The organism is Psychrobacter celer (genome assembly GCF_016107555.1).
Taxonomy (GTDB): domain Bacteria; phylum Pseudomonadota; class Gammaproteobacteria; order Pseudomonadales; family Moraxellaceae; genus Psychrobacter; species Psychrobacter celer.
Map to the genome: position 1 here is coordinate 186,166 of NZ_JABASU010000002.1, position 10,886 is coordinate 197,051.

The window sequence follows — 10,886 nt, forward strand, 5'->3', positions numbered from 1 at the left end:
ATTAATGCTAGCGAATAAGGAGGTCTGATGCCTAATCAGGTTGAAGACAAAAAAAAGATTCTGCTACGTGTCAAAAAGATCAAAGGTCAGACGCAAGCAATTGAAAAAGCGTTAGAAGACAATGTGGAATGTGGTGCAATTCTGCAACAATAGCATTATGTCGAAATAAAAACCCAGATTTTGGCTCAGCTATGGGAAATTTTTTTTAACTTTTATACGACAAAACTGTCTGACATGCATACATTAGAAATGTCAGAATCAGTTTTCATTCTAATAATTATGGAGTTTTAGTCATGCTTAAAACAGCTTTATATGTCCGTCTTGAAGCTAAACCGGGTAAAGAAGACGAAGTGGAAGCTTTCCTTAAAGGCGGTTTACCTATTGTAATGGAAGAACCTGCGACAGTTGCGTGGTTTGGCCTACGTCTTGGACCTACAACGTTTGGTATTTTTGATGCATTTCCTGATGAGGCGGGTCGCCAAGCACATTTATCTGGCAAGGTTGCAGCTGCTTTGATGGATAAGGCCGATGAGCTATTTTCAGAGCCACCGTCTATTGAAAAAGTAGATGTTTTGGCTAGTAAACTACCAGGTAATACCGACGCTTAAATGTATGAGGGTGCTGCCTGAAATTTTGAATGAAAGGCAGCACTTCAACCCTGTGAGGTTTGTCAGAGGCTTTTTATTCAAGTTGGGCTACTTTATTTAATGGCTTAATCTCATCATTTACATGGGTCAATATCCAAAACAGGGTAAATAAACGAATGAACCGCCCCGACTATGTCGGAGTCTGGTTTACTTGAGTCAGGCAGCGATGCCTGACAGGGTTGAATTATCGTAATACCGCTTTTCAAACTCAAAAGGTGACACCTATCCAATCGTGCTATGCAAACGGGTTTTATTGAACCAATCTACCCACTCAAGGGTTGCCAGTTCAACATCGTTCACACCAGTCCAGTTTTGCTTTAAATAATGAATCACCTCAGACTTATAAAGCCCATTGACCATTTCAGCCAATGCGTTGTCATAAGAGTCGCCTGTTGTACCAACAGAGGCAATCACGCCAGAGTCCGTCATCCTAGAAACCCCAACGATTGTGCTTGTCAGTAAGCTTGTTTAAGACATCAATAATCTCACTATCATCAGATAGCTTAGGCTTATAGTAGTAAGCAGTTCGGCTCATACAGACCACCTGACAGCTCAATGCAATACTAACACCATACTGCGCCTGTAACTCTTGCGCCCAGACTTTGCGCTCGAGGGCAGGCGCTATAGCTTTTTTATGATCTCTTCCTGCATCTGCGCTTTGAGGCTTAAATCAGCATACATCTGTTTAAGCCTACGGTTTTCTTCTTCAAGCTCTTTTAAGCGTTTGACGTCAGACGCTTCCATGCCTCCATACTTGGATCGCCATTTATAGAAAGTCGAGCTAGCAATCCCGTATTTACGGCACAGCTCTTTAGCAGATATCCCAGCTTCTGCTTCTTTTAATATGGATACTATTTGCGTCTCAGTCATTCGTTTGCTCATATCAAAACTCCTTATGGGTATTTTATAAGAGATTCTACGTTTGAGCTGTGCTATTTTAGGGGATAGTTACAATACTAACATCGGTATCGAAGTGAATAAGATCTTTGATTACCAAAAGCCGCTACTCAACTTTATAGATAAGAAAGGTAAATTCCACGCGCTCAGACCAGCTATCACTATTCAAGAGTTAGGTGACAATTTCCGTTTTAAGCCATATTGGCCCCGCCATGTGGGACAACGGTTTTTACATGAGCAGAGAGTAGATGAAGCAGTCATACTGGCGATTTTTGGTCATGAAATGATGGGTCAAGAAGCGTGGCGAAAAAGCTCAACACTGTCTATAGGGCATATAATAGACGCTAAAAAATCTTACCAGCAATTGGCAGTAGAGCTAGAATTAGAGCAGGTAAACCTATGACAAGGATACAGCCGGATAGTCAATATGGACACTTAAGACGCTCAGAACAAGCGCAAGATCGACGCAAACAAGCACTGCAACATACAAAAGAGCTTTGTCAAAACGCTTGGGATGATTTTATTGAAGAACATCAGTCATCAGAGCTGATAACAGACGAGCAGATATATGATTTATATGAAGCGCTTTATGACGAGATTGAAAAGAGCGTTTCAGCACATTTAATCCCCTTTGCATTATTCGAGCGCAAGCGCTTCTTCGATAGAATAAATGATACGCGTAAAAAAAGACACCTGCCGTTACTGCCAAAACCGATCATTGCTGTACGTCCTCAGCGCCCAAAAAACATCAATGATTTTGAGACGTTTCTATATTTAGCCGAAGCTCAGAGCATTGTTGCACAAGCCTTTGATAGATGGCAGCAAAGGAACACCTTTTCGTTGCTTGATAGCGTCAGCTGGTTTTTATTCTCACTTATTAGTTTTGCAGGCTATAACGATGAAAAGATACTCAAAGAGGTTTACGACCATTTAGAACAAAAAAAGCCTATTTACCAGATGGCTGATGACCTGCTTATCATGCCGGTTAGACTATTATCACCTGAGTATGGCAATGAGGTAGTGCTGACAGAAAACGATTTAGATGAGGTATATCTCACACGCCTTATTAGCGTAGATGACATCAGCCGTTTATGGCTCCTCAAACTACAGCGCCAGTATCAAGCGCAAAACGAGTTTCCTAAATACCATCAAGTGATAAGAAGGCTAGGAGAGTATATTGGAGAGGACTTCTCGGTTAGATCTATCCAGAAGTCTAACTACTTACGGCATATTGCCATCTATTGGCAAACTATGCCAGACGTGCATCTAGATATTCAACTGGTACAAGTATTAACAGGTCAGCAAAAGCAAACCTCGCTACCAATAGCGCAGTGGCTGAGATATTTTCAGAGTATTAAAACACCCAATGCAGTGCTGTCAGATGAACACGTCAGTAAATTAGTGATTGAATCTAGTAATAGCACTAAGGCTCCACTTGTTGGTGTAAAGGGTGAAAGATTTAGGTCCGATGCGGTGAAAGAAATACGCAGCAAACTCAATAATGATAAAAGGCAAGCTGAGTCACAATTAGAAAGTCTATTGATCCAAAACCTATATCCCAATCAAGAACGACTGGTGAGATGGATGATAGACTTACTCACTAGTGGTAATAAAACCAATACCTTGAAGCGGTATTTATCTGAGATTGGTAATAGCTTTATCGCAGGAACTCGTACCGCTGATTTTTCACACTTATCTAAACATGACTACCACTATCTATACAACGAAATCATTGTCGAGAAGAACCCAAATAAATTAGGGTTTACCAAGACAGTCATTTGCTCACTGCATTACTCTTTAAAGAAACATTACCAAGCGCCTAATATTGATATCAGAGGCGGCGGCGATCCGCAAATTGTATCCAGTTACCTTATACCTAATCCACTTTACCACGTGATTCTTAACTGTATTGCTGAGCAAGAGACGCTGAGTGAATACTACAAACAAGTCCTTCGTATCATCATAATATTGCTATACCGTACTGGCATGCGCATCAGCGAGATTTTAGGATTACAGGTTAAAGACATCGAGTACGACAATCAAGGATTTAAGGAGTATAACGTTATTGTGCGCTCTAACGCACATCGTGATTTGAAGTCAGATGACGGTACCCGGCGAATTCATTTATCAGTACTGCTTTTACCAGAAGAGCTAGAAGACTTTAAAAGCCTCTTTCATCTAAAAGAGAGTCAGTCGTCTCGCTATTTATTTACTTTAGAGTATCAGTCCACCCCGTTGTCTCGTTATAGTATTGAGCAGCCACTTAAACGCATATTAGAACATACGGCTTATCATGATCTAACTCTGCAGAGCTTTCGTCATAATGCGATATCTAATATGGCACTTATACTCAGATGTAATCCTACGTTTGCTCAGCAGTTTACAGATTATGATGAAACACAAATCGAGAAGGTTAAAACACATTTTTTAGGTAAAAAGCGTCGTGTCTCGGCCAATCACTGGGATGCACTGATGGAGTTTGCAGGTCATGCTGATCTCAATACTACTTTTAGCTCTTATATACATGTTGCTGATCTTGTTGCAAGCCACCAATTACAGCAGGCTAAATTGACTCTACCTTTAAGTGTGGTTAACAAGTTGATTGGTAGCAGTCGTATGGACCTAAAGCAGCATAATCCACTTGCTTTAGAGAGTAGAGATGATAAGGTCCATCTCAATCAAATCAGACCATACGTGAATCGTAAAATTGAGTGTAAAAAATTAGCATTTACTCATAAGGTAAAAGCGCCTTATCCAACTAGCCATAATAGCAACACTATCAAAAAACAGCCTTCAGCCGTATTTTTTAGCTATAGCCGTGAGGTGATAGAAAAGCTGTTATACGACATAGAGGATGGGCAAACGCTAGGGGAAGCTAGCAGTTTGAACTTTAGGTATGATGATGCGTTGATGATTTATGAGCGCGCATTGAGCTTGGTAAAAAATGATGATGGAACGCTTAATCATAAGCTCATCTCTAAAAGACGTAAACAACGCTCCGATCATATTGTAATCGCACCAACGCCCCTGCATCATCATGAAGAGCAAGCGCTGGTGTATCAATGCTTTGATAACCTTGAGGCGCTTTATACATCTAAAACAAGCAGAGGCGAAATAAAGCAGGCGCTTGAGATATTTTATGAGAAAACCAATACATCAAAGAGTGACATTCGTTTTACCTTTAAGCAAAAAAAGCTGTTTTACAGCTATCTAAAAACCATGTGTCAAATTCTACCCAGTAAGCATTGGCGGGTAAATATCAGCTGTATGGATTCTGAGCCTTATACTAATGAGAAGAATAAAAAAGCGTATCGTCCTGTTGTTAATAAAGCTACTCAGCTCAAGCGTATAGAAGAATTTAGAAAAAAAGTCCCTAGTTTTGAAGGCGAGGTTACAAGCACAGGCACCTATAACGGTTATGCACTAATGGTCATTAGCCCACTTAAGCAAAAGGGCAAGGCAAAGCTGTCTTCGGCTTTGATGAGTTATGTGTTGCATTTTTTGCTTATTGTTGATGGTTTGAGTGATTGATACCTCGTAAGTTTAGTTGTACGGATTTTACGGCATAGCTAATTGTATATGCCTTGACATGAAAGTTCTCGTTATCGTTGAAGATAAACCGAACAATCAAAATACTTGTAAATCCATGGTGGTTTTGAAGTTCGTAAATCATATTTTGATTCTATTGATAGGTTAGGAAGATTAGGTTGCAGCCTAAACACTAACATTAGGCTGCGTAATTCATACCCATAATTTCAATGTATTAAAGCGAATATAGACCGTTAATAATACCTGTTTATTTAAGAACTGATCGTTAATAAAAGCTCTTGGTGATTAAATGCATTACCTGCATGTATAGCCTCTATGCTTCTGGCAGTACAAACTTCGATAGTATCGGGCGCTATCGCTTTAGCAAAAACCTTTTGATCAGCACAATCTCCAGCAAAATCGATTCTGATCTTATAAAGTTCGTTATGGCCAATTGGCATCTCATTACCAAAAGCTAAATTGGACTGTGTATGATATATATTAAATACGCGTTCTCTTGGAACACCAAGCTCATACCATTCGTCATATTCGGCACTGCGCTCAATTGCTACAAAAAACTTGCCGCGTTTGGATCGGCCTACGTAATGGGCAAAAGGTGCTTCATCTAGCTGCATGCTTTTTGATACAAACTTGACACTCGTACCTGGACATAGCCTCAATAGACCAAGAGCGACGCCTGTTTTGGCAGTAGGGCTTGATTCATCCTCATCATCAACTTCTAAGGGTGCATGTGTTGTAAGTGAAGGTTGATATTCATAATCAACAAATACTTCACTTATCAAAGCTTCGATAGCCATGCGTCGCGACTGCTGGATATCGGTAGGCTGCTCTGTATCAAGGTATAAAAAGTCTGCGACAATATCAGAGCGACTGGAGTTTCCGGCCAATAATATATTTACTTCAGATGGCATATTCGGCGCAAAAGCCTTGCACATAGCGATTAAAAAACTTCTGATCCCCATCAATATACGCTCTTCTAGATAGTTGGTGAGATCATCGTAAGGAATAGAGAGCTCAACTTTCTGTTTGTCACCATCACGGTTTATCAGCTCGGCAGTGAAAACGCCGCTAGACTGCTTGTCGTTTTTTTCCCAAAAAGGCCGTAGTAAATTGGTCAAAATAAGAGTGTTAGTATGAGCAGCGTGCGTTTTATCAATAAACATCTCAGACCCGGCAAAACCATCAGCGTCTAAAGGTTTAGTAAACATGATTTTGTGTGTGCGACAGCTGTCTATATTATGTTTAAACACCTGATACGCCATATTCTCAAGTAAGTTTTCACCGCCTAAGAAGTTATCTCCAGCAGCCTCATAGTGCTCAAACACTTCTTCGTAGCCTTGGGCATCTTCTTCGTCATTAGCATAGCGATAATAGCCATAATCGAAGTCTGTAGTGCCACCGCCGAAGTCAAATACGGCATATGCTATAGAATCATCATCTTCCGGACGTATATCGTATTTCGATAACGCAGAAATGGCATAGGCAATGGGCTCAGAGCCACGTTCTACTACCTCAAACTTATCGATCATATCTGAATGCTCAAACAAGCTGGCGGGTAGGCTTCTGAGCAGTCCACGTCTAAAAGAAGCTAACATTTTGTCTTTGACTGCTTTGGGATAGGCAACAGGGAAGGTCATATAATACTTTAAAAATATACCACGATTGCGCCAGTTAATATTTAGTCCTAAGTACCACGCATAGAGCTCTACAGGATCAAAAGGGTCGCTGTCATTCACAGTTAGCATCTGACCTTTTACAGGATTACGCATTGTCAGGTGCTGTAGCTCATGCTCGAAGCCATTGACTTGGTCAATAAGCCGAACATGAAAGTCCTTAGACTCGCGCAATGCCCACTGCTTTATCTTGGTTAGCATGCTGCCAATTATCTTTGGATTAGTACCATTATTACGGAAGGTATGCAGAGCTTCATGTGAGCAGCGCACCCAGTCCCATTGTACCAATGGCTGCTGGGCTAGGCTTTGCCAAGCCTTTATAAAAGCGGGGAAGTCGAGGAACTCTAAGACAGTAGGATTTTCATAATGTTCAGGCTGAATCTCGGCATAGTAGTCATCAGTGCCTATACGCAATAGCTTAGCGCGACCATTTTGATCTTCAAAAGCAATAACGGTGCTACTGGTGCCAAAGTCGATAGCGATGTTGCCAGAGTTGATATCTAACGCAGGGTCTCGTTCGCGTATATTAGTAGCTTTCAACACTTCACTCGTCGTACCTACCACTTCCCATAGCCCTAAATTGGGATCGGTAAAGCGTCTATCTTCAAGCTTGGGCAAACGGCAACGATCATAATCTAGATTACGATAGAGCTCTTTCAAGTTTAACTTATGTAGTTTGCTTAACTCAATAACATCACTATCATTAGGGTCTAAAGCGTTAATTATTTTTATATTTTGCTTTGCTAATAGTCGAACTAATTCAATAAGTTTATTTTTGAACTCTTCATTCAGCAGTATGATAGCTCCAGAACCTTCATAAGCATATCCTTCACCCAGATAGACATGGATTATACGACTATCTTCAGTTGCTAACCAATTGTTTTGATTCTTTATCTCATACTTTTCATATGTTTGAAGCGGGTTACCCGCTAATTGTGCGAAGGAGTTTAAGGCAGTTTCAGTTGGCAGCTTCCAATCCGTTATATCATATTTATTATAAGTAGAAAGCTTTTGAACTTCTTCGCTAGTTGTAGAGTATAGAGTAGTGCCAGTCTTATTATCCACGCACCATAAATTACCTGAATCAACATGTAGTAATACTTCTTGGCTATCACCAAGCCACCAGAAACTCTCTGACTTCAACCTATCTACAATTTCTAATATCGGCTGCATATATATCGTATCGTATAGTTCAGCAAATAACTGATTGGCTTGATTACAGTCTGTCGGCGTATTTGATGTACTATCGGTTACTATTTCTTTGCTTCCTACAGACATGGCAGTTCCTTGTTTGGTGTTGAATACAGATATGTTTAGTAGCGACTTAAGCGTAAAAACGAGTTATTCGGTATAAACGATAGCATTGAGAGTCGATGTAGCGCCAGGATTAACAAGCGCAGGTAACCATTCTTCGGTTATTGTTTCGCCTTTAATATTGCCTCTATGATGGGATTTATAATTGAAAGGAGTAGGGCAGTCGACAGACTGTAATTTGGCTTTTTTGTCTCGCCAAGTGAGGTTATGAATATTTATGGCTGAAGTTAGTATATATAGCTCATCAACATTTGCGGGTCTTTGACGTGCCTTGCAACGTTCGGCTAGCAGATCCCAAATAGCTGTGACTTTATCCCACTGAGCAAGGCTAGCTATCATAGTAACTAATTTGATCGCTTGCTCGTTATCTGCTTGTGTTTGCGCATCTTCAGACGACGTATCTTCTGTTCTAAATAGCACGAGTTGACATAATTCATTATCTTCTTCGATCAAAGATAGTAATTCCACGTAAGCCCTCAAGCTCCCACCAAGCTGATATTCAGCAGTGTATTGCTTACGGTCTTGTCGATCAGAGCCTTGAAAATCAGTCGTGTTCTGCTCGGAAGTAGCTGTCAGATCCTCTTTGAGAGGGTCGTTATCATGACTTTTATGTCCTACAGATGGCTTGATGCTTGATTTATTTTTTATTTTCTTTAATTTCTTAACGTTTTTATCAATACTTTGCATTGTACCTAAGATGGCTCTTAACAAATCATTGCTCTCTTGATTGTCTGTTTGGGGAAAGGTGTTTAATGAAGATGCGTTCATTGAGTCATTATTATTTGGGTGACTACTTGAATGGTTGCTAGCATCATTACTAGAGGAATCGCTAGGTTCAACGTGTTTTTTTGCCATGGTACTTATTCCATTGATGTTCGATAGTCTGAGTAGCTTGAGCTTTGGTGACCGCTTAAACGACTAAATTTTTAAACTCTTGACGTATAGTTAGCGGATACGTAAGCTGCTGGCAGAATTCGATGATTTGGCGCTGATCTTGCTTAGGTAACGCTAGGAATTGTTTTTTCATGATATGTATAGTATCTATCGTTGGCTCTGGGAACGGCGACGGTATGGCTGGAATATCATAACTGCCTATTAATAAACCAATATCAGAAGGCTTCACGATATGCCAAAAATTTTGATATATAGCTGGCATAAAGGTGAGGATCTTTTGCATACTTATACCTTGCAAAGCGTTGGTCTGATGCTGTAAGCGTATGACCTCATCTTGTAGCTCTCGATTGGATGCGACAGCGGCATCTAGCTTTTCATGCTTAATCGCTACAGCGTCTGGATTTTCTATATCTTTTTCGTTATATTCTACTGGTACCTTATTATACTGAGCTTGACCAAAAGCCATACTATCTATAAAGGGTAATATATCTTGCGATAAATACTCTATATCGTATTTGGTATTATCTTGATGGCTTATCGAACCTGAATTGATCAGCGATCGGTTAATGAACTGCCAAGCAAGCAATTGCCAATTTTCTGATTGTAGTTTAAACAGAGATGCTGATAAATGAGGAATTTGCGAGCTAGCGTTCTTATCATAAATAACAGTCAGCTCTATATCTCGTAGCCTCGCTGTAGCATTAACATGTATATCTAACTCTTCGGCGATACTGGCAGCAGCGGTATCATGGCGAAGTGAGTTGGATTTTTCACCATTGATTGGACAAACCTGCCAGCTATCATCTAAATACTCAAATAAAATAGCTGAGTCCAATAGTATTAGAGCGTATCGACTTTTTATTTGATCTGTATTGTCTTGATGCATGCAACTTTTCCTTTAGATACTACATTAGTAAATTATCTAGATATCGATGCTAAACATTTAACACCGACATCTAAATCGATAACTATAGACTTTTAAATAAGACTAGCAAAGCCACTAATTATTGTCTTTCTCAATACTTTGATATAGCTCGTCCTTAGTATTCAAAATCTCTGTATAAGTCTCTTGATCAGAGTTATCGCTGATATTTTGCTCAGCTTTGACCATATCATCAATAATATCGACATTCTCACCTGCACTGAGTTTTTTGTCGAAGTAGCCTACGACGTTGGCGATATCGACGCCAGTCTGTAGCCAGTTAGAGACGCGTTCGCTATTAAAGTAATCTGGATTGCTCGCTACTAAGACAGTCATGGCACCCATAGCGCCAGACTGTAACTGAAACTTGTCTTCGATGCCTTTACAAGCGATACCAATACCTGCTATTTTTTTGGCTTCAGAGGAGTAAGACTTTGACTTCTCAGGGTCAAGATCGAAGTCGCGGATAGAGTCCATATATTCATCGAAGCTATCAAAATTCTCAGGACGAATCCCTGATTCTGATGCTTGCATCGCTCTATCACCCATCTCTTCTACTTTTTCATCCGCGTTAAAGAGCCCGACGATTGTGGCGATGGCTTGAATGACGAGCCCTACTGTTCCCAGTTGTCCTGCGATCTTTGGCGCAATCTCTACAGCAAATTTACCAATACTACTCAATGTAGTAGATACTACTGAAACCGCTGCGCTAAAACCACTGCTAATCGCACTGCCTATTGAACTAAAAAAAACCATAACTAATCCTTATTGTCATTAATTGTGTCATTAAAAAAATCATCATCAGGCTCTAAAGAGAACTCTTCAATCTCTTTTCTTGCTAAAGCAATTTTTGTTGTTAGTTCTTTTTCTTCAAGGCTGTCTTCCGTTTTATCTTTTACTACTTCTATTTCAGATATAGCAGAGCTAAAAGCACTTGTGGGTATATTACCTATTGAACTGAAAAATCCCATATCTGTTCCTTATTCTCGA

Annotated in this window: 8 protein-coding genes and 3 pseudogenes; 4 read left to right on the forward strand and 7 right to left on the reverse strand. The window is 40.1% G+C overall.

The genetic code is table 11. The features are described from left to right. Positions 1-27 precede the first annotated feature (27 nt). Positions 28-150: pseudogene (locus tag JFC05_RS02275) on the forward strand (metal-sensing transcriptional repressor); the annotation flags it as partial. Positions 151-293: 143 nt separating this feature from the next. Next, positions 294-608, forward strand: coding sequence for a putative quinol monooxygenase (locus tag JFC05_RS02280; RefSeq protein ID WP_198335588.1), 315 nt, complete (start codon positions 294-296; stop codon positions 606-608). A 195-nt stretch (positions 609-803) separates the two neighbouring features. Here JFC05_RS02280 and JFC05_RS02285 read toward each other — a convergent pair. Both JFC05_RS02285 and JFC05_RS02290 read right to left on the reverse strand, forming a co-directional pair. Continuing rightward, positions 804-1,082, reverse strand: a pseudogene (locus tag JFC05_RS02285) (integrase core domain-containing protein); the annotation flags it as partial. Positions 1,083-1,303: 221 nt separating this feature from the next. After that, positions 1,304-1,529, reverse strand: a pseudogene (locus tag JFC05_RS02290) (transposase); the annotation flags it as partial. A 40-nt stretch (positions 1,530-1,569) separates the two neighbouring features. Here JFC05_RS02290 and JFC05_RS02295 point away from each other — a divergent pair. Further along, on the forward strand, positions 1,570-1,947 hold the full coding sequence (locus JFC05_RS02295) for a hypothetical protein (protein WP_198335591.1): 378 nt from the start codon (positions 1,570-1,572) through the stop codon (positions 1,945-1,947). After that, positions 1,944-5,075: a site-specific integrase gene (locus JFC05_RS02300; RefSeq protein WP_198335592.1), complete on the forward strand. Its 3,132-nt coding sequence runs from the start codon at positions 1,944-1,946 to the stop codon at positions 5,073-5,075. The genes JFC05_RS02295 and JFC05_RS02300 overlap by 4 nt, the downstream gene beginning before the upstream one ends. A gap of 269 nt (positions 5,076-5,344) precedes the next feature. Here the strand turns inward: JFC05_RS02300 and JFC05_RS02305 are convergent, their stop codons facing one another. From JFC05_RS02305 to JFC05_RS02325, 5 genes are all read right to left on the reverse strand, one after another. Further along, complete coding sequence (locus JFC05_RS02305) at positions 5,345-8,044, reverse strand: acetate and sugar kinases/Hsc70/actin family protein (protein WP_198335593.1); 2,700 nt, start codon at positions 8,042-8,044, stop codon at positions 5,345-5,347. 63 nt (positions 8,045-8,107) lie between these two features. Continuing rightward, positions 8,108-8,935, reverse strand: a complete 828-nt coding sequence (locus tag JFC05_RS02310) for a hypothetical protein (RefSeq protein WP_198335594.1) — start codon at positions 8,933-8,935, stop codon at positions 8,108-8,110. A 55-nt stretch (positions 8,936-8,990) separates the two neighbouring features. Next, positions 8,991-9,860 carry a hypothetical protein gene (locus JFC05_RS02315; RefSeq protein ID WP_198335595.1) on the reverse strand — a complete coding sequence of 290 codons (870 nt, stop codon included), beginning with the start codon at positions 9,858-9,860 and terminating at the stop codon, positions 8,991-8,993. A 114-nt stretch (positions 9,861-9,974) separates the two neighbouring features. Then, complete coding sequence (locus JFC05_RS02320; RefSeq protein WP_198335596.1) at positions 9,975-10,652, reverse strand: hypothetical protein; 678 nt, start codon at positions 10,650-10,652, stop codon at positions 9,975-9,977. A gap of 2 nt (positions 10,653-10,654) precedes the next feature. Further along, positions 10,655-10,867 carry a hypothetical protein gene (locus JFC05_RS02325; protein ID WP_198335597.1) on the reverse strand — a complete coding sequence of 71 codons (213 nt, stop codon included), beginning with the start codon at positions 10,865-10,867 and terminating at the stop codon, positions 10,655-10,657. Between the last annotated feature and the right edge of the window lie 19 nt (positions 10,868-10,886).

Bases quoted from the DNA above. Each gene is read 5' to 3' on its own strand.
- JFC05_RS02315 (WP_198335595.1), bottom strand. From the start codon at position 9,860: ATGCATCAAGACAATACAGATCAAATAAAAAGTCGATACGCTCTAATA.
- JFC05_RS02300 (WP_198335592.1), top strand. From the start codon at position 1,944: ATGACAAGGATACAGCCGGATAGTCAATATGGACACTTAAGACGCTCA.
- JFC05_RS02280 (WP_198335588.1), top strand. From the start codon at position 294: ATGCTTAAAACAGCTTTATATGTCCGTCTTGAAGCTAAACCGGGTAAA.
- JFC05_RS02310 (WP_198335594.1), bottom strand. From the start codon at position 8,935: ATGGCAAAAAAACACGTTGAACCTAGCGATTCCTCTAGTAATGATGCT.
- JFC05_RS02320 (WP_198335596.1), bottom strand. From the start codon at position 10,652: ATGGTTTTTTTTAGTTCAATAGGCAGTGCGATTAGCAGTGGTTTTAGC.
- JFC05_RS02305 (WP_198335593.1), bottom strand. From the start codon at position 8,044: ATGTCTGTAGGAAGCAAAGAAATAGTAACCGATAGTACATCAAATACG.
- JFC05_RS02325 (WP_198335597.1), bottom strand. From the start codon at position 10,867: ATGGGATTTTTCAGTTCAATAGGTAATATACCCACAAGTGCTTTTAGC.